Raw genomic sequence first — 19013 nt, forward strand, 5'->3', positions numbered from 1 at the left:
CTGCCAGCCAGGGCTTAGCGCGAGTAAACGTTCATTTCCGGGAAGAAGAACGCGACTTCGACCGCTGCCGTTTCCGCAGCGTCCGAGCCGTGCACGGCGTTCGCGTCGATGCTGTCGGCGAAGTCGGCGCGGATCGTGCCCTTTTCCGCCTTCTTCGGATCCGTTGCGCCCATCAGGTCGCGGTTCTTCAGGATCGCGCCTTCACCTTCCAGAACCTGGATCATCACCGGGCCCGAGATCATGAAATCGACGAGGTCCTTGAAGAACGGACGCGCTGCGTGAACCGCGTAGAACTTCTCTGCGTCAGCACGCGACAGGTGTGCCATGCGCGATGCGACGATCTTCAGGCCGGCGCCTTCGAAACGGCTGTAGATCTGGCCGATCACGTTCTTTGCCACCGCATCCGGCTTGATGATCGACAGGGTGCGCTCGATTGCCATAAAAACTCCAAAAAATTAAGAAGTTACAGGTTCAAATGAATCCGCTATTGTAGCACGATCCCGTGTATCATTGCGATTGAACCCTTACACACGTGAAAGGTTCAGAATCCATATGTTTTGTGCCGCCCGGCCATTGAAACCTCCCGGCACGGAACGTATCTTAGCCATAGCTGCTCCGGTTTGCTGCGCCGCACACCGCGTGTGCCGAACCGGCCCCGGACGCCCACGCGTTCAATGTTAGGAGAAACCATGAACGACTATCCGTACAATTTCGGCCGCGGCGGTTCCGTCAGCACCGCCGAGGTTCGCAACCGCGTGCTGCGGAACACGTACTGGCTGCTCGCGCTGTCGATGGTGCCGACCGTGCTGGGCGCCTGGGTCGGCGTCGCGACGGGCTTCTCGCTGTTCGCGGCCACGAGCCCGATGATGAGCCTGCTCGCGTTCTTCGCGATCGCGTTCGGCTTCATGTTCGCGATCGAGCGGACGAAAAACAGCGCGGCCGGCGTGTTCGTGCTGCTCGGCTTCACGTTCTTCATGGGCCTGATGCTGTCGCGGCTGCTGAGCTTCATCCTCGGCTTCTCGAACGGCCCGTCGCTGATCATGCTCGCGTTCGGCGGCACCGGCATCATCTTTGCCGCGATGGCGACGATTGCCACCGTCAGCAAGCGTGATTTCTCGGGGCTCGGCAAGTGGCTGTTCATGGGCGTGATCGTGATCCTGCTCGCCTCGGTCGCGAACATCTTCCTGCAACTCCCGGCGCTGATGCTCACCGTGTCGGTACTCGCGATCGCGATCTTCTCCGCCTACATGCTGTTCGACGTCCAGCGCGTCGTGAACGGCGGCGAGACGAACTACATCTCGGCGACGCTCGCGATCTACCTCGACCTGTACAACGTGTTCACGAACCTGCTCGCGCTGCTCGGCATCTTCGGCGGCAACCGCAACTGACGTTCGCCACGCATCATGAAAAAACCGGCCCGCGGGCCGGTTTTTTTACGTCCGCCGCCCGGGACTCAGTCGCGCTCGAACAGCGCGATCGATTCGACGTGCGACGTATTCGGGAACATGTTCACGACACCGGCGCCCTTCAGGCGGTAGCCGGCCTCGTGCACGAGCAGGCCCGCGTCGCGCGCGAGCGTCGACGGGTTGCACGATACGTAGACGATGCGCTTCGGCAGCGGGCCTTCACCGCTTTGCGCGATCTCGGCCAGCGCCTTCGACACCGCGAGCGCGCCTTCGCGCGGCGGGTCGATCAGGAACTTGTCGAATGCGCCGAGTGCACGGATGTCGTCGCCGGTCACTTCGAACAGGTTCCGGCACGCGAACGTCGTGTGGCCGTCGACGCCATTCTCGCGCGCGTTCGCCAGTGCGCGCGTCGTCAGCGTATCGCTGCCCTCGATGCCCATCACCTCGCGCGACAGCCGCGCGAGCGGCAGCGTGAAGTTGCCGATCCCGCAGAACAGGTCGAGCACGCGATCGTCGCGCGACGGCGCGAGCAGGCGCAGCGCGCGGCCCACCAGCACGCGGTTGATCTGATGATTGACCTGGGTGAAGTCGGTCGGCTTGAACGGCATGCGGATACCGAATTCCGGCAGCGTGTAATCGAGCGACACGTCGAGCGGATAGAACGGCGTCACCGTATCAGGGCCCTTCGGCTGCAGCCAGAACTGCACCTTGTGCTCGTCCGCGAACGCGCGCAACAACGCTTCGTCGTCCGCGTTGATCGGTTCCAGCACGCGCAGCACGAGCGCCGTGACTTCCGAGCCGACCGCGAGCTCGATCTGCGGCATCCGATCGCGGATCGACAACCCCTCGACGAGCCGGCGCAGCGGCACCAGCATCGCCGACACGTGCGGCGGCAGCACTTCGCAGCTCGTCATGTCGGCAACGTAGCTGCTCTTCTTCTCATGGAACCCGACCAGCACGCCGCCCTTCTTCGCGACGTTGCGCACGGTCAGGCGCGCACGGTAGCGATAGCCCCACGACGGGCCGTGGATCGGCGCGAACATCGTTTCCGCGCGCAGCTTCGCCAGGTGCCACAGGTTGTCTTCGAGCACGCGCTGCTTGACCGCCACCTGTGCGCGCATGTCGAGATGCTGCATCGAGCAGCCACCGCAGGTGCCGAAAAACGCGCATTTCGGCTTCGTGCGCATCACGCTCGGGCGCAGAATGTCGACAACCGTCGCCTGCTCGTAGCTCGGCTTGCGGCGGAAGCTCGAATAGGTCACGCGCTCACCCGGCAGCGCGCCCTCGACGAAGATGACCTTGCCCGGCTCGCCATCCTCGGTGATCGTGCGGCCGACACCGCGCGCTTCCATGTCGAGCGATTCGATCTCGAGAACCGGGGCGATTCCGGGCGCGACGGGCGCATTTCTTAATTTGCGCGCAGAAGTGGGGACGGCTTCGGACACCAGCTTTTCCTGACAAACGTTGAAGAAGGCGAGATTGTAGACGAAGCACCGCCTCACCATGGAGATTCGACCATGCGACTGATCGACTGGAACATTCAATGGGGTCGGGACGCGGACGGCGTCGTCGATCTCTCGCGCACCGTCGCGGCGATCCGCGGGCTCGGCGACTTCGACGTGCTGTGCCTGCAGGAAGTCACGCGCGGCTTCGGCGCGCTGGCTGGCCATCCCGGGCCGGACCAGTTCGCCGAACTCGCGGCGCTGCTGCCCGGCCATACGATCGTCGAAGCGATCGGCGCCGACCTGCCGCCCACCGCGCCCGGCGCACCGCGTCGCCAGTTCGGCAATGCGATCGCGACCCGGCTGCCGGTCGGGCGCGTGCTCCGCCAGTTGCTGCCGTGGCCAGCCGACGCCGGCGCGCCGTCGATGCCGCGGGTCGCGCTCGACGTCGAATTGGCGACCGCGTCGGGCCCGCTGCGCGTGACCACCACTCATCTCGAATATTATTCCGCCCGGCAGCGGCGCGCGCAGGTCGATGCGCTGCACGACCGGCATCGGGAAGCGTGCGCGCATGCGGACCGCCCCGCGCGCGCCGAGCATGCGGACAGCCCGTTCAGCGCAACCGGCCAGCCGTGCGATGCGATCGTCTGCGGCGATTTCAACAGCGCATACGACAGCGACGCCTATCGGCGCTTTCTCGAACCGGTCGAAGGCGCGCCGCGCTTCGTCGACGCGTGGGCGGCGCTGCATCCGGGCGTCGCGCCGCCGCCGACAGCCGGTGTCTACGATACGGTGCAATGGTCGGAGGGGCCGCTCGCGTGCGACTTCGTATTCGTGACCGATACGCTGCTGCCGCGCGTCGCGCGCTGCGAGATCGACGGCGACCTGCGCGCATCCGATCACCAACCGATCGTGCTCGAGCTGAATTGACGGCGTGCGCTACGCGGCGAAACCGGCCAGGTATTCGGCCCAGTGCGACGCCGGCTCCTGCGCAAGCGAGTTCTTCACGAGCAGGATCTCGTCCGCATACTCGCTCGGCGTCAGCCCGCCGCGCATCAACTGGAACCGGCAATACAGCAGGTAGGTATTGACGACGTCGGTTTCGCAATAGTTGCGGATTTCCTCGATCCGCCCGTCCAGGAACGCCGGCCACACCTGGCTGCCGTCCATCCCGAGCTTGCCCGGAAAGCCGCACATCTTCGCGAGTGCGTCGAGCGGCGCGTTCGCGCGCGCCTGATACATCGCGAGCACATCCATCAGGTCGGTATGCCGCGAGTGGTAGCGCGAGATGTAGTTGTTCCACTTGAAATCGCGGTCGTCCTCGCCGAGATCCCAGTAGCGGGTCGCGGGAATGCCGTGCACGAGCGCGCGGTAATGGAGCACCGGCAGATCGAAGCCACCGCCGTTCCACGACACGAGCTGCGGCGTGTATTTCTCGATCACGCGGTAGAACGACTGGATCAGCGTGGCTTCGTTGTCCTGCGGCGTGCCGAGCGAGCGTACGCGAAACCCGTTGTTGTCACGGAACACACACGAGATCGCCGCGACGCGCTGCAGGTGGTGCGGCAGGAAATCGCCACCGGTCTTCTCGCGGCGCGCGGCGAACGCATGTTCGGCCACCGCGGCATCGTCGAGCGTCGCAGGCAGGTCTTCCAGACGGCGAATGCCGTCGACATCGGGAATCGTCTCGATGTCAAAAACAAGAATGGGAGTCATCAGTTACAGAACGGCGTCCTTGCGCACGCCGTTGGAGGCGAAAAACCGCTTGAGGCGCACCAGCGCTTCCTGCTGGATCTGGCGCACGCGCTCGCGCGTGAGCCCCATCTCGTCGGCCAGTTCCTCGAGCGTCGCCGGTTCGATGTGATTCAGGCCGAAGCGGCGCTCGATCACATGGCGGTGCTTGTCGGACAGCCGCGACAGCCACGCGCGAGTGAGCGTCTCGAGTTCGCGGTGCTGCACTTCAGCGTCGGGCGACTGGCTCTGGTCGTCAGGCAACAGGTCGAGCAGGCTGCTCGCGGGGTCGAGGTCGAGCGGCGCATCGAGCGACGCCGTGTGCTCGTTGAGCGCGAGGATGTCGGTGACTTCCTCGGCGGTCTTGCCGGTGAGATAGGCGATGTCGTCGATGCTGGCTTCGCGGCGCTCGGCCGCTTCGCCCGTCGACATCGAATTCTTTTCGAGGTGGCGCTTCGCGCGCAGCACCTGGTTCAGTTCGCGGATCACGTGCACGGGCAGACGCACCGTGCGGGCCTGGTTCATGATCGCCCGCTCGATGCTCTGGCGGATCCACCAGGTCGCGTAAGTCGAAAAACGGAAGCCGCGCGTCGGGTCGAATTTTTCGATCGCATGCATCAGGCCGAGGTTGCCTTCCTCGATCAGGTCGAGCAGGGGCACGCCGCGGTTCAGGTATCCCTTCGCGATGCTGACGACGAGACGCAGGTTGCGCTCGATCATCACCTGCCGCGCCTCGAATTCACCGGCCTTGGCCAGACGCGAATAACGCTGCTCCTCCTCGACGGTGAGCAGCGGCTTCACGCTGATGCGGTTCAGGTAATGCTGAATCGTGTCGGCCGTAAGTTCCGCCTGCAGCATGGCCCGGAAATCGTCCAGTTCGGGCGACGCCTCGGCGCGGCCTTCGCGCTCGTCATCGCCACCGTCCGCCTCGGCGTCGCGCACCTCGAGATCGCGTTCGTTATCCGCGTTGTCGTCTTCGTCGTCCGTCGAAGCACCCACTCGCCCCACCGATGCTTGCGTGGCACGACTGATCTTCTCAGACTCGGCTTGCGGCTCGTGGCGCTTCGATTTCGGCATGGTCGTCTCGGTTATTGAGGCGGCAAATACTTCAGCGGATCGACAGGTTTCTGCCGGCGAACCTCGAAATGCAGCATCACGCGGTCGGAGTCGCTGTTACCCATCTCGGCGATCTTCTGCCCCTTCGTTACCGCGTCCCCCTCTTTTACCATCAAAGCGCGATTGTGTGCATACGCCGTGAGGTAAGTTGCATCGTGTTTGATGATAATGAGGTTGCCGTAGCCACGCAGGCCATTGCCCGAATAGACGACGCGGCCGTCGGCTGCCGCCTTCACGGCCTCGCCGGCCGTACCGCCGATATTGACGCCCTTGTTCTTCGCGTCGTCGAACCCGTTCAGCACGGGGCCGCGCGCGGGCCACGCGAACGTCACGGGGCCGCTCGGTGCAGTTGCCGTGTCGCTCGATGCGGCCGCCGCGGCAGGCGGCGTCGCGACCGACGACGTACCGGCGGCCGGCGTCGCCGGGCCGCTGCTGAGCGGCGCGGTAGCAACGGCGGCGCCCGCGATCGGCGCGGCGACCTGCGTGCCCGCAACAGCGGCACCGGCCTGCGGCGACACGCGCAGCAGCTGGTCGACTTCGATCTGATTCGGGTTTGCCAGGTTGTTCCACGCGGCGATGTCGCGATAGTTCTGCCCGTTTTCGAGTGCGATCCGGTACAGCGTGTCGCCCGGCTTTACGCGGTAGTAACCCGGCGGCGCCGGCGGAAGCGGTACCGCAGGCTGCGCGGCGGCAGTCGTGCCGAGCGAACCGGAGCGATCGACGACGGGCGCGTTGTCGAGCCGCGTCGCACAGGCGGCCAGTAGCGTGGAGAACGCAGCTACGCAGATCGCGCGCTGGGCGAGCGTGAGCGGTTCCCTGGAACGGTTGTTTTGCATCGCGCGCAACATACTCATCGGTTTCAAATTACTCCGGATTTTAAAGGGACAAAGAAAACGCGATCAAGCCGTGACTCCCGCCATTGCGCGTGCGCGACGCGCTCGACGAGCGTGAGCACCTGGTGCTGCCCGCTCTGTGCACCGACCGGCGCGACGAGGCGCCCGCCGATCGCGAGCTGCTCGAGCAGCGCCTGCGGCACGTCGAGCCCCGCCGCCGCGATCACGATCGCGTCGAACGGGGCCGCGGACGGCAGGCCGACACGCCCGTCGCCGTAGTGCAGACGGATGTTCGGCACGCGCAGCGGCCGCAGGTTCAGCTTCGCGCGCTCGTAGAGCGGCTTGATGCGTTCAATCGAATACACGTCGCGTGCCACGTGGCTCAGCACGGCGGCCTGATAGCCGCAGCCCGTGCCGATCTCGAGCACGCGCTCGAGCGTGCGGCCGGCCATCGCGAGCTCGATCATGCGCGCGACGACCGACGGCTTTGAAATGGTCTGCTGGTGGCCGATCGGCAGCGCGGAATCCTCGTAGGCCTGCGTCGCCAGCCCCGGATCCACGAACAGGTGGCGCGGCACCGCGGCCATCGCCTCCAGCACGCGCGCATCGGTCACGCCGTTCGCGCGCAACCGTTCGACCATCCGTTCGCGCACGCGTTCCGACGTGAGCGCATGCGCGCCGGCAAGCGCGGCATTCTGCATTTGCATCGCGGGCCTGGGGGCAGCCTTCGGCGCAGCTGGTGGCGCAGCAGGCTTGCCGGCCGTCGGCCCGGGCGCGGGCGGCTTCGGCGCCGCCGGTTTGCGCGTGGCCGCGACGGGCGTCACCAGCTTGGGTGCAATCGGTTTCGGCGCAGCAGCGGGCTTGGGCGCAGGCGCCGCGCCCGGCCTGGACGCGCCGGGCGGATCGGACGCCCGCGGCGTCGCCACCGCGCCGCCTCGCGCGGACGCGCCGGCCGACAACCGCTGGCGCGTGCCGTCGCCCGCAGCATGGCGTTCGCCGGCCCGACCTTCCGACTTGCGTGGCGCTCGCTTGAGATCTTCGAGCGCGAGCGGGAACCGCTTCGCGCGCTCGCCGCTCATGAAGCCCGCCCTCCGGCGCGTGCCCATTCGCGCGTCGCGGGCAGCATCTGTGTATGCGTGAGATCCAGTTGCAGCGGCGTGATCGATACGAAACCGTTTGCCACCGCGTGGAAATCGGTGCCTTCGCTGGCGTCCAGCGCTTCGCCCGCTGCACCGATCCAGTAGATCGGTTCGCCGCGCGGGTCGGTCTGGCGAATCACCGGCTGCGACGGATGACGCTTGCCGAGACGCGTGACCTTCCAGCCTTTCAGTTCGTCGTAAGGCAGGTTCGGAATATTGACGTTCAACAGCGGCTGCCCCGGCAGCGGATGCGCGAGGGCGTGCTCGACGATCTCCGCGGCGACGCGCGCGGCGTCCGCGAGATGGGCCCAGCCCTTGACGACCAGCGAGAACGCAATGGCCGGCACGCCGAACATGATGCCTTCGGTGGCGGCCGCAACTGTCCCCGAATAGAGCGTGTCTTCGCCCATGTTCTGGCCGTTGTTGATCCCGGAAACGACGAGGTCCGGCCTGGCGTCGGCCATCCCTGTCAACGCGACGTGCACCGAATCGGTCGGCGTGCCGTTCACATAGAAGAAACCCGTACTCGCTGCGCGCTGCACCGACAGCGGCCGCGACAACGTGAGGGAGTTCGACGCGCCGCTGCAGTTCTGCTCGGGCGCGATCACCGTGAGTTCGGCCAGCGGCTGCAGCGCGTCGCTGAGCGCGGCGAGACCGGGGGCGAGATAGCCGTCGTCGTTGCTGAGTAGGATTCGCATCCGGCGATTGTAACCGAGGAAAGATGGCGCGAGAGCGACAGTCCGGCCCGCGCAGACGCGTGCTCGCGCGGCATGCGCCGCCGCGTTGCGCGGCGGCCTTCCCGGTCAGATCGCGCCCGCGTCGCGCAGTGCGGCAATCGCCTGCGGATCGTAGCCGAGGCCGCGCAGCACCTCGTCGGTATGCTCGCCGAGTTCGGGCCCGAGCCAGCGCGTTTCGCCCGGCGTGTCCGACAGCTTCGGCGTGATGTTCGGCAACGGAATGTCGGTGCCGTCGGCCAGCTTGAAGCGCTGGATCATCTGCCGTGCGACGAACTGCGGGTCGGTGAACATGTCGGCGGCACTATAGATGCGCCCGGCGGGCACGTCGGCCGCGTTGAGCACGACGAGCGCTTCGTCGATCGTGCGCGGCGCGAGCCATGCGGCAATCGCGTCGTCGATCTCCTGCGTGCGCGGCACGCGCCCGTCGTTTTGCGCGAGCGCGGGATCGTCGGCGAGATCGTCGCGCTCGATCGCCTTCATCAGCCGCTTGAAGATCGGGTCGCTGTTGCCACCGATCACGATGCTGCCGTCGCGGCATGCATACGTGTTCGACGGCACGATACCCGGCAGCGACGCGCCGGTGCGCTCGCGCACCATCCCGTACACGCCGTATTCGGGTACCACGCTTTCCATCATGTTGAAGACGGCTTCATACAGTGCAACGTCGACCACCTGCCCCGCGCCGCCGTTGACCTTGCGGTGATGCAATGCCATCAGCGCACCGATCACACCGTGCAGCGCGGCGATCGAATCGCCGATGGAGATCCCGATGCGCGGCGGCGGCAGGTCGGGATATCCGGTGATGTGGCGCAGCCCGCCCATCGATTCGGCGATCGCGCCGAAACCGGGCCGGTCGCGGTACGGGCCCGTCTGCCCGTAGCCGGACAGGCGCACCATCACGAGGCCCGGGTTCTCGGCCGACAGCACGTCGTAGCCGAGACCGAGCTTTTCCAGCAGGCCCGGGCGGAAATTCTCGATCACGATGTCGGCCTCGCGCGCGAGTTGCCGCGCGATCGCCTTGCCGGCGTCGGCCTTCAGGTTGAGCGTGACCGATTTCTTGTTGCGCGCCTGCACGGACCACCACAGCGACGTGCCGCCCTGCTCCGGATGGAGCTTGCGCCACTTGCGCAGCGGGTCGCCGCCGTTCGGATCCTCGATCTTGATCACTTCCGCGCCGAATTCGGCGAACAGCCGCGACGCGAACGGCCCCGCGATCAGCGTTCCGAATTCGAGCACTTTGACGCCCGCGAGCGGGCCCTGGCTGGTGCTCATGTGTCTCCCTGGCATGAGGAACGGCGCCGCCGACCGGCGGCGCCCGGCTTACATCGTGCGGCGGTCGAGCATCGCGCGGGCGATGGTGCCCGCGTCGACATATTCGAGCTCGCCGCCCACCGGCACGCCACGCGCGAGGCGCGTGACCGCAAGCCCGCGCGCCTTCAGCGTCTGGCCGAGGTAGTGCGCGGTGGCCTCGCCCTCGTTCGTGAAGTTGGTCGCGAGCACGACCTCCTTGACGACCCCGTCGGACGCGCGCCGCACGAGGCGGTCGAAATGGATTTCCTTCGGGCCGATCCCGTCGAGCGGGCTCAGCCGCCCCATCAGCACGAAATACAGCCCGCGGTAAGTCATCGTCTGCTCGAGCATGATCTGGTCGGCGGGCGTCTCGACGACGCACAGCAACGTCGGATCACGCTCTTCGTCGCTGCAGACCTCGCAGATCTGCGCTTCGGTGAACGTATTGCACTTCTCGCAATGCTGCAGGTGCTCGGTCGCGAACAGCAACGACCGGCCGAGCCGCTCCGCGCCCTCCCGATCGTGCTGCATCAGGTGGACCGCCATGCGCTGGGCGGATTTCGGCCCGACACCGGGCAGCACGCGCAACGCTTCGACGAGAGCGGACAGGGCGGACGGCTGTTTCATACGTCGACGGATGCCTGGACGGACGCGCCGCTCAGAACGGCAGCTTGAAGCCCGGGGGCAGCGGCAGGCCCGAGGTCATGCCGCTCATCTTTTCCTGCGACGTCGCTTCGGCCTTGCGCACGGCGTCGTTGAACGCAGCCGCGACGAGATCCTCGAGCATGTCCTTGTCGTCCGCGAGCAGGCTCGGGTCGATCGACACGCGACGCACTTCGTTGCGGCACGTCATCGTCACCTTGACGAGGCCGGCGCCCGACTGCCCTTCGACTTCGATCAGCGCAAGCTGCTCCTGCATCTTCTTCATGTTTTCCTGCATTTGCTGCGCTTGCTTCATCAGTCCGGCGAGGTTGCCTTTCAACATGGGAATACTCCTTCTTGATCGTGTGAACACCGGCACGCGACGCGTGCCGGCCAATGTGTGGGCGTGATTGTGCCTGTCGCTGGGCGCTCAGTTCAATGCAGCGTCGGCGGCGGGCCGTCCGCCGATGCGGCGGCATCCGCGAGCGGGCGCACCGAACCCTCGACGATGCGCGCACCGAAATCGCGCACGAGCTGCTGGACGAACGGATCGCCGTGAATCTCCTGCTCGGCCTCACGCTGGCGCGCCGCGCGCGCAGCCGCATCGAGTGCCGCCGCCGTACGCCGGGCGGGCCCGACTTCGACGGCCACCTCGACCGGCTTGCCGAGCGCATCGGCCAGCGCGGCCTTCAGCTTCGCCACCTGCGCAGCGTCCGCATATTGCGGCACCGGCACGGAAAGCTTCAACGTCGTCGCATCGACGGCCGTCAGTTCGCTGTTGAACGCGAGCTGGTACGCGACGCCCTTGAGCGGCAGCCGCGCGGCCAGCGCCGGCCATTCGCCGTCGAAGCCGACTGGATCGAGCGCGATCGCGGGCGGCAGCGGACGCGTGTCGACCGGCGCGGACACGGCCGGCTTCGGCGTCACGCGCACGTCGTCGGGGCCGCTGTCGAATACCGGCACGAAGCCGTCGTCGGGCGGGCCGCCGAACATCTCGTCGGCGCTGAGCGGCACGTATTCGTCCGGCGGGATGTCCTCCCACGGCGGCGGAGCCTGACGCGCATCGGGCTGCGGTGCGCGAGCCGCGGCGCGCGGCGTCGACACCTGCACCGCGGGACGCGGCGCAGCCGGTTTGGCGGCGGCCGGCGCGGCCGGTTTCACCGCCGCGCCGGCGCGCGAGCGATCGGTCGACACGCGCATCCCCGCATTGCGCAGCACATCGAGCGCCGCGGCGGCGCCACCCGAGCGTGCAGCAGAACGCGGGGCGGCGTCCGTCGACGCGGCGCGCGGCGCGAATTCGGCCGGCGCAGCATCCGCCGCATCGGTACGGAATTCGGATTTCGCCGGCGGCGCGGGCGGGTCGTTCTTCTCGGCTGCGGCGGGCGCGGCCGCGGGCGCATCGGCTGCCGCGACCGGCTGAGCCGCTGCGGTCGGGGCGGGCGCCTCGGTTGTCGCGGGAACGGCCGGCGGCTCGCTCGCGCGTTCGCCGGGTTGCGCAGGCACATCGGCGGCGGGTCGCGCGACCGGCGCGGCAGACGCCGTCGGCGCCGCGGCTGCCGCCGGCTTGCGCGTCGCCTCGGCGGGCGCCGCCGGCTTCGCGGCCGACACGGCCGCACGCGGCCCCGGCACGGCGCGCGGCGCCGAAGGCTGGCCGACCGGCGCACCGCCGGCAGCGCCGGCCGCCGGCTCGAACGCGAGCATCCGCAGCAGCGTCATCGTGAAACCGGCGTATTCGTCCGGCGCCAGGCCGAGTTCCGCGCGGCCGACCGTCGCGATCTGATAGAACAGCTGGACCTGCTCGGGGCTCAGCGTCTCCGCGAAGCGGCGCAGATCGCCCGCTTCGGGCCATTCGTCGAGCACCGAGCCCGGCGCGAACTGCGCCCACGCGATCCGGTGCAGCAGGCTCGCGAGATCCTGAAGCGCGGTCGAGAACGACAGGCTGCGCAGCGACATCTCGTCGGCAATCGCAAGGATTTCGGGGCCGCTGCCCGCGGCAAGCGCGTCGAGCAGGCGCACCATGTAAGTCTGGTCGAGCGCGCCGAGCATGCCCGACACGGCCGACTCGGTCACCTCGTTTGCCGAATAGGCGATCGCCTGGTCGGTGAGGGACAGCGCGTCGCGCATGCTGCCCTGCGCGGCACGCGCGAGCAGGCGCAGCGCCTGCGGCTCGAACGTGATGTGCTCTTCGCCGAGAATCCGTTCGAGATGCGACACGATGTGCCCGGCCGGCATCTGCTTCAGGTTGAACTGCAGACAGCGCGACAGCACGGTGACGGGAATTTTCTGCGGATCGGTCGTCGCAAGGATGAACTTGACGTGCGGCGGCGGCTCTTCGAGCGTCTTCAGCATCGCGTTGAACGCGTGATTCGTCAGCATGTGCACTTCGTCGATCATGTAGACCTTGAAGCGCGCATCGACGGGCGCGTATACGGCGCGCTCGAGCAGCGCAGCCATTTCATCGACGCCGCGGTTGCTCGCGGCATCCATCTCGACGTAATCGACGAAACGCCCTTCGTCGATCTCGCGACAGGCACGGCACACGCCGCACGGCTGCGACGTGACGCCGGTTTCACAGTTGAGCGCCTTGGCGAAGATCCGCGACAGCGTCGTCTTGCCGACACCGCGGGTTCCGGTAAACAGATAGGCGTGATGGAGACGCCCGCCGTCGAGCGCGTGCGTGAGCGCCCTGACGACGTGCTCCTGGCCGACGAGCGAAGCGAAATCCTTCGGACGCCACTTGCGTGCGAGAACTTGATAGGTCATCGGGAAATTGTATCAGTAACGCTGCGTCGCGCCGACACGCGAAACGGTACGGAACACGGATGCGAAAACGTGAAAAGCGCGTGGAGAGCGGAAATAAAAAACGCCCAACGAACGGGGCGAGAGGAAAGGTGACGAGCCCGACCCTCGGCACTGGCGGAAAACGATTGTGGCTGCTTCGTTCCCGACCTGACCAGGTTCACCGCCCCACCATGCGAGGAGGCCCGTCACGGCATATTCTATCACCGCTTTGCGCCGAATGCGATCGTTATTCGAACGAATATGCGAAAGCAGGCGCGTGCAACAGGCGCGACCGCCCTCTTGTATTTTGCGCGCCGGCCTCCACATCCGTGACGCAACGGTCTTCGGCGTACGTGCCCCTACTCGCGTAGCGGCTACTATCGCCGCCCGCAGCAGATAGCAATTTAGGCTAATATGACGCCCGAACGACCCGCGAGCCGCGGCATGCAGCGCTTACACCCCTCCTGTTCGGAGAGCGGAGTGACCTGCCGCAGCGGCCTGCCGCCCGCCGGGCGGCAGGCGCGCCGAGAAGGCGCCATGCAGGCAGTCCCCGAACCGTAAGAGGTATTGACCCAATGAGCGAACAGATCAAACACATCAGCGACGCATCGTTCGAACAGGACGTCGTCAAGTCCGACAAGCCCGTGCTCGTCGATTTCTGGGCCGAATGGTGCGGCCCGTGCAAGATGATCGCCCCGATCCTCGACGAAGTCGCGAAGGACTACGGCGACAAGCTGCAGATCGCGAAGATCAACGTCGACGACAACCAGGCAACGCCCGCCAAGTTCGGCGTGCGCGGCATCCCGACGCTGATCCTGTTCAAGAATGGCGCGGCCGCCGCGCAGAAGGTCGGCGCGCTGTCGAAGTCGCAGCTCACCGCATTCCTGGACAGCCACCTGTAATACCGGCAGTTCCGCGGACGTGTTGTCAACCGGCAACACGTCCGTCGTCAAGCCGCCGTTCGCTCGCTCAAGCGCGAATCGGCCTATGCTAGAATCAAAAAACGTCTACAAGACGCATTTAAGTCTCTGAGCGCTTCCGCTCGCCCTCCTCCCTTTATTTCTTTCGTCGTCTCCTCCCTGGCGGGTTCTCCGTATGCATTTATCCGAGCTCAAGTCTCTGCACGTGTCCGAACTGATCGAAATGGCCAATGGCCTCGAGATCGAAAACGCGAACCGCCTGCGCAAGCAGGAGTTGATGTTCGCCATTCTTAAAAAGCGCGCCAAGACGGGAGAGACGATCTTCGGCGACGGTACGCTCGAAGTGCTGCCGGACGGCTTCGGCTTCCTGCGCTCGCCGGAAATGTCGTACCTCGCGAGCACCGACGACATCTATATCAGCCCGTCGCAGATCCGCCGCTTCAACCTGCATACCGGCGACACCATCGAAGGTGAAGTCCGCACGCCGAAGGACGGCGAGCGCTACTTCGCGCTGGTGAAAGTCGACAAAGTCAACGGGCAGCCGCCCGAGGCCTCGAAACACAAGATCATGTTCGAGAACCTCACGCCGCTGCACCCGAACAAGCCGCTGTCGCTCGAACGCGAAATGCGCGGCGAAGAGAACGTCACGGGCCGCATCATCGACATGATCGCGCCAATCGGCAAGGGCCAGCGCGGCCTGCTCGTCGCGTCGCCGAAGTCGGGCAAGACCGTGATGCTCCAGCACATCGCGCATGCGATCAAGCAGAACCACCCGGACGTGATCCTGTTCGTGCTGCTGATCGACGAGCGCCCTGAAGAAGTGACCGAAATGCAGCGTTCGGTCGCGGGCGAAGTGATCGCATCGACGTTCGACGAACCGGCCACGCGCCACGTCCAGGTCGCCGAAATGGTGATCGAGAAGGCCAAGCGCCTCGTCGAAATGAAGCACGACGTCGTGATCCTGCTCGACTCGATCACGCGTCTCGCACGCGCATACAACACCGTGATCCCGGCATCGGGCAAGGTGCTGACGGGCGGTGTCGACGCGAACGCACTGCAGCGTCCGAAGCGCTTCTTCGGCGCGGCGCGCAACATCGAGGAAGGCGGTTCGCTGACGATCATCGGCACCGCGCTGATCGAAACCGGCAGCCGCATGGACGACGTGATCTACGAAGAGTTCAAGGGCACCGGCAACATGGAAGTGCACCTCGAGCGCCGCCTCGCGGAAAAGCGCGTATATCCGTCGATCAACCTGAACAAGTCGGGCACGCGCCGCGAAGAAATGCTGATCAAGCCCGAGATCCTTCAGAAGATCTGGGTGCTGCGCAAGTTCATCCACGACATGGACGAAGTCGAAGCCATGGAATTCCTGCTCGACAAGATCCGCCAAACCAAGAGCAACTCCGAGTTCTTCGACCTGATGCGTCGCGGCGGCTAAGCGCCCGCCCCGCTCCGAACGGCCGCCCGCGCATCCTGCCCGGCGGCCGTTTTTCGGCGCCAACCTGAACGTGAACGTACAGGTTGATCTATAATCGCGCCATCGCCCGGATCGAATCCCCCCGCCCCATGCCGAACGACGCCCCCAACCCGCTGCTGACCGTGAGCGACGCCGCGTCGAGACTCGGCGTCACGCCGCGCACGCTGAAGTATTACGAGGAGCGCGGGCTCGTCACGCCGTCGCGCAGCGAGGGCCGCTACCGCCTCTACGACGAAGCCGACCTCGAGCGCTTTTCGCGCATCCTGCGGCTGCGCGCGCTCGGCTTCTCGCTGCACGGCATCACCGAAATGCTGAAGCGCCCGCTGGAAGAAACGGGCGACGGCCGGCGCCGCTATTCGGACGCGTCGCTGCGCGAGATCCGCACCGGTCTCGCCGAGCAGATCGACACGCTCGACCGGCGGATCGCGGCCGTCCAGCGCGAACTGAAGGAAGCCGTCGCGCTGCGCAAGGAACTGCAACACGACATCGACTACGTCGAGCGGCGTCTTGCCGGCGAAAACGCCGACGCGCTGATCGCGCAGCGGCAGGCCGAAACCGGCACGCGGCGCGCGCGCAAGGCGCGCGAATGAACGCGATGCCCGGTCGCCCGCCGCTGTGGAGCCGCGCGAACCTGCGCGCGGACCTGTTCCCGTGGGCGCTCGCGCTCGTCACCGGCATCGACTATTTCGACAACGCGGCCTTCTCGTTCTTCGCGAGCTACATCGCGGGCGGCGTCAACGCCTCGCCCGACGAACTCGTGTGGTCGTCGAGCGCTTACGCGGTCACGGCCGTGCTCGGCATCCTGCAGCAGCAATGGTGGGTCGACCGGCTCGGCCATCGCCGCTACGTCGCCGGCTGCATGCTGATGTTCTCGTTCGGCGCGATCGCGGCCGCGCTCGCCGATACGTCGCTCGAACTCGCGTTCGCACGCGGCTTCCAGGGATATTTCATCGGCCCGATGATGGGCGCGTGCCGGATCCTGATCCAGATCAGTTTCAAGCCGCAGGAACGGCCGCCTGCGACGCGCGCGTTCCTGATCATGATCCTGATCGGCAGCGCGCTCGCGCCGATCGTGGGCGGCCTGCTCGTCGCGCATTCGACGTGGCGCGCACTGTTCGCATGCACGGCGCCGGCCGGCATCGCGTTCGCGATCCTCGCGCTGCTCACGCTGCCCGACACCGGCAACCTGCCCGACGACGAACGCGGCTCCGGACACTTCTGGCCGTACGTCGTGTTCGCGCTCGCACAAGGTGCGCTGCAGATCGTGCTGCAGCAGGTGCATTACCAGCTCTACAGCGGCTCGCCGATGCTGATCCTGCTGACGATCGCGGGGATCGGTGCGCTTGCGTGGTTCGCGTATCACCAGTGGAACCATCCGACGCCGCTCGTGCGCCTTCACGCGTTCCGCGAACGGACGTTCCAGGTCGGGCTGCTGCTCTACATGTTCTATTACTACGAGTCGACAGGCTTCAGTTACCTGACCTCGCGGTTTCTCGAAGGCGGGCTCGGCTATCCGGTCGAGAACGCCGGGCGGCTCGTCGGCACGATGTCGCTGATTTCGGCCACCGCGCTGTTCGCCTACCTGCGTTACGCGAAATTCGTCACGCACAAGAAGTGGTTCGTCGTGCCGGGGTTCGCGATCGCCATCACGGCCGCGCTGTGGATGACGCGCATGACGCCGCAGGTCGGCGAAGCCGCACTGATCGTCCCGCTGCTGCTGCGCGGGCTGCTGCTGCTCTTCATCGTGCTGCCGGTGGCCAACCTGACGTTCCGGATCTTCGCGATCGACGAATATACGCACGGCTACCGGCTGAAGAACATCGTGCGGCAACTGACGATCTCGTTTGCGACGTCGTCGGTGATCATCGTCGAACAGCACCGCGTGGCCGTGCACCAGACGCGACTCGTCGAGCGCGCGAACGTGTTCGATCCGCTGTTCCAGCAGACCGTCGATGCGCTGACGCGCAGCTATGCGGCCGCCGGCCACGCGCTGAACGACGCGCACGGGCTCGCGATCGCGTCGATCGCGCGCATGGTCGCGCAACAGGCGTCGTTCCTCGCGTCGCTCGACGGCTTTTACTTCCTGGCGGGCGTGGCGCTCGTCGGCGGCCTCTTCGCGGCATGGCAAAAAGACATCGATTGAGTTAAAAGACAGGCTTTGGATTTCCGCGAGCCGCTTTCATGCTCTCGAAACTGACCCGCTGGTTCGACGACCGCCGCCGCGACCGCGCGCTGCGCAGCCACCCGATCCCCGACGCCCTGTGGCAGGACACCGTCGAGCGCCTGCCGTTCCTCGCGACGGCTGTCGCCCGACGCGCTCGGCCGGCTGCGCGAACTGACGAGCCTGTTCGTCGCGAAGAAATCGTTCTCGACCGCGCACGGGCTCGAGCTGACCGACGCGATGATCGTCGCGATCGCCGCGCAGGCCTGCCTGCCCGTGCTCAATCTCGACCTGTCGCTGTACGACGGCTGGGTCGGCGTCGTCGTGTATCCGGGCGAATTCTTGATCCGCAAGACGGTGCAGGACGAGGACGGCGTCGTCCACGAAGTGGAGCAGGATGCGAGCGGCGAGGCCTGGGAAGGCGGCCCCGTGATCCTGTCGTGGGAGGATGCGCAGATGACGGACGGCCGCGACGCGTACAACGTCGTGATCCACGAGTTCGCGCACAAGATCGACATGGTCAACGGCGCGGCCGACGGCTATCCGCCCCTTTTTCGCCGCTGGCACGCGCCGCACCTCGATGCACAGGCCTGGGCCGACGTGTTCGAGCACGCGTACGACCAGTTCTGTGCGCGCGTCGACGCGGTGCCGGACCGCGCGTGGGCACGCTTCGAGCGCGATTCGCTGATCGATCCCTATGCGGCCGACCACCCGTCCGAATTCTTCGCGGTGTGCAGCGAAGCGCTGTTCGTACGGCCGAAAGCGTTCGAGTCCGAATTTCCGGAGCTGTACCGGCTGCTCGCGCGCTACTACCGGCAGGATCCGGCGGGCACCGGCGCACTCGACGCACCGTGAAAATAATTCGTCAACCATCTGATTTTCTGGCATAATCGCCGTTTTTCGACCTTAGGCAAGTGGCTCGCGCCGGGCTTGACGTCGGCTGGATCGCGCAACTTTGTGCGGCACGGCACGGCAAGCGGCGGGTTGGCTACCGCTCTCACCAAGGAAAATCATGAAACCTGGCATTCACCCGGACTACCGCGAAGTCGTCTTCCAAGACATGTCGAACGGCTTCAAGTTCATCACGCGCTCGACGATCCAGACGCGTGAGAACATCGAACTCGACGGCAAGACCTACCCGCTCGCCAAGATCGAAGTGTCGTCGGAATCGCACTCGTTCTACACGGGTCAGCAAAAGATCATGGACACGGCAGGCCGTGTCGAGAAGTTCAAGAACAAGTTCGGCGTTCGCGCCAGCGGCAAGGCGAAGTAAGCTTTGCACCGCATCCGGTGGTTGCAATGCACCGGTATCGCACAAAAGGGCAGCCCAGGCTGCCC

18 protein-coding genes, 1 other RNA gene and 1 pseudogene are annotated in these 19013 nt (G+C 66.2%); 8 read left to right on the plus strand and 12 right to left on the minus strand.

Annotated elements, in window-relative coordinates:
• Positions 1 to 14: 14 nt before the first annotated feature.
• The gene (gene ndk / locus WT26_RS12760; protein WP_011352265.1) at positions 15 to 440 is read right to left on the minus strand and encodes a nucleoside-diphosphate kinase; all 426 of its coding nucleotides are present in this window, start codon (positions 438 to 440) and stop codon (positions 15 to 17) included.
• 249 nt (positions 441 to 689) lie between these two features.
• Between ndk and WT26_RS12765 the strand changes: the two genes are divergently transcribed.
• Entirely contained in the window at positions 690 to 1388 is a 699-nt protein-coding gene (locus tag WT26_RS12765; protein ID WP_006761414.1) for a Bax inhibitor-1/YccA family protein, read from the plus strand.
• A gap of 65 nt (positions 1389 to 1453) precedes the next feature.
• Here WT26_RS12765 and rlmD read toward each other — a convergent pair whose 3' ends face one another.
• Positions 1454 to 2851 carry a 23S rRNA (uracil(1939)-C(5))-methyltransferase RlmD gene (gene rlmD / locus WT26_RS12770; protein ID WP_081333749.1) on the minus strand — a complete coding sequence of 466 codons (1398 nt, stop codon included), beginning with the start codon at positions 2849 to 2851 and terminating at the stop codon, positions 1454 to 1456.
• A gap of 72 nt (positions 2852 to 2923) precedes the next feature.
• On the opposite strand from rlmD, the gene WT26_RS12775 reads away from it, so the two are divergent.
• A complete protein-coding gene (locus tag WT26_RS12775; protein WP_069273038.1) occupies positions 2924 to 3778 on the plus strand; it encodes an endonuclease/exonuclease/phosphatase family protein in 855 nt (284 codons plus the stop codon).
• A 9-nt stretch (positions 3779 to 3787) separates the two neighbouring features.
• On the opposite strand, the gene WT26_RS12780 is transcribed toward WT26_RS12775, so the two are convergent.
• From WT26_RS12780 to ffs, 10 genes are all read right to left on the minus strand, one after another.
• Positions 3788 to 4564, minus strand: coding sequence for a 3'-5' exonuclease (locus tag WT26_RS12780; protein ID WP_059662597.1), 777 nt, complete (start codon positions 4562 to 4564; stop codon positions 3788 to 3790).
• A 3-nt stretch (positions 4565 to 4567) separates the two neighbouring features.
• On the minus strand, positions 4568 to 5656 hold the full coding sequence (gene rpoS, locus WT26_RS12785; protein ID WP_069273039.1) for an RNA polymerase sigma factor RpoS: 1089 nt from the start codon (positions 5654 to 5656) through the stop codon (positions 4568 to 4570).
• 11 nt (positions 5657 to 5667) lie between these two features.
• The gene (locus WT26_RS12790) at positions 5668 to 6549 is read right to left on the minus strand and encodes a peptidoglycan DD-metalloendopeptidase family protein (protein WP_069273040.1); all 882 of its coding nucleotides are present in this window, start codon (positions 6547 to 6549) and stop codon (positions 5668 to 5670) included.
• A gap of 5 nt (positions 6550 to 6554) precedes the next feature.
• A complete protein-coding gene (locus WT26_RS12795; RefSeq protein ID WP_069273755.1) occupies positions 6555 to 7607 on the minus strand; it encodes a protein-L-isoaspartate(D-aspartate) O-methyltransferase in 1053 nt (350 codons plus the stop codon).
• Complete coding sequence (gene surE, locus WT26_RS12800) at positions 7604 to 8365, minus strand: 5'/3'-nucleotidase SurE (protein WP_069273041.1); 762 nt, start codon at positions 8363 to 8365, stop codon at positions 7604 to 7606. The genes WT26_RS12795 and surE overlap by 4 nt, the downstream gene beginning before the upstream one ends.
• 105 nt (positions 8366 to 8470) lie before the next feature.
• Positions 8471 to 9676: a CaiB/BaiF CoA transferase family protein gene (locus WT26_RS12805; protein WP_059532792.1), complete on the minus strand. Its 1206-nt coding sequence runs from the start codon at positions 9674 to 9676 to the stop codon at positions 8471 to 8473.
• Positions 9677 to 9724: 48 nt separating this feature from the next.
• Positions 9725 to 10321 (minus strand): recombination mediator RecR, encoded by a 597-nt coding sequence (gene recR / locus WT26_RS12810; protein ID WP_006478665.1) that lies wholly within the window; start codon positions 10319 to 10321, stop codon positions 9725 to 9727.
• Positions 10322 to 10352: 31 nt separating this feature from the next.
• Positions 10353 to 10679: a YbaB/EbfC family nucleoid-associated protein gene (locus WT26_RS12815; RefSeq protein ID WP_006482124.1), complete on the minus strand. Its 327-nt coding sequence runs from the start codon at positions 10677 to 10679 to the stop codon at positions 10353 to 10355.
• Positions 10680 to 10771: 92 nt separating this feature from the next.
• A complete protein-coding gene (gene dnaX, locus WT26_RS12820; RefSeq protein WP_069273042.1) occupies positions 10772 to 13099 on the minus strand; it encodes a DNA polymerase III subunit gamma/tau in 2328 nt (775 codons plus the stop codon).
• Between the two features lie 127 nt (positions 13100 to 13226).
• An RNA gene (gene ffs, locus WT26_RS12825) (signal recognition particle sRNA small type) lies at positions 13227 to 13325 on the minus strand.
• Positions 13326 to 13692: 367 nt separating this feature from the next.
• Here ffs and trxA point away from each other — a divergent pair.
• The 6 genes and pseudogenes from trxA to WT26_RS12855 all read left to right on the plus strand — a co-directional run bounded on the left by trxA (position 13693) and on the right by WT26_RS12855 (position 18948).
• Positions 13693 to 14019: a thioredoxin TrxA gene (gene trxA, locus WT26_RS12830; protein ID WP_006402348.1), complete on the plus strand. Its 327-nt coding sequence runs from the start codon at positions 13693 to 13695 to the stop codon at positions 14017 to 14019.
• Positions 14020 to 14212: 193 nt separating this feature from the next.
• Complete coding sequence (gene rho, locus WT26_RS12835; protein WP_006478662.1) at positions 14213 to 15475, plus strand: transcription termination factor Rho; 1263 nt, start codon at positions 14213 to 14215, stop codon at positions 15473 to 15475.
• A gap of 128 nt (positions 15476 to 15603) precedes the next feature.
• Complete coding sequence (locus WT26_RS12840; protein WP_059662601.1) at positions 15604 to 16104, plus strand: MerR family transcriptional regulator; 501 nt, start codon at positions 15604 to 15606, stop codon at positions 16102 to 16104.
• Positions 16101 to 17657, plus strand: coding sequence for an MFS transporter (locus tag WT26_RS12845; RefSeq protein ID WP_069273043.1), 1557 nt, complete (start codon positions 16101 to 16103; stop codon positions 17655 to 17657). The genes WT26_RS12840 and WT26_RS12845 overlap by 4 nt, the downstream gene beginning before the upstream one ends.
• A gap of 38 nt (positions 17658 to 17695) precedes the next feature.
• Positions 17696 to 18530: pseudogene (locus WT26_RS12850) on the plus strand (zinc-dependent peptidase).
• 157 nt (positions 18531 to 18687) lie between these two features.
• The gene (locus tag WT26_RS12855; protein ID WP_021156486.1) at positions 18688 to 18948 is read left to right on the plus strand and encodes a type B 50S ribosomal protein L31; all 261 of its coding nucleotides are present in this window, start codon (positions 18688 to 18690) and stop codon (positions 18946 to 18948) included.
• Positions 18949 to 19013: the final 65 nt, after the last annotated feature.

This window comes from Burkholderia cepacia (assembly GCF_001718835.1).
GTDB classification, from domain to species: Bacteria; Pseudomonadota; Gammaproteobacteria; order Burkholderiales; family Burkholderiaceae; genus Burkholderia; species Burkholderia cepacia_F.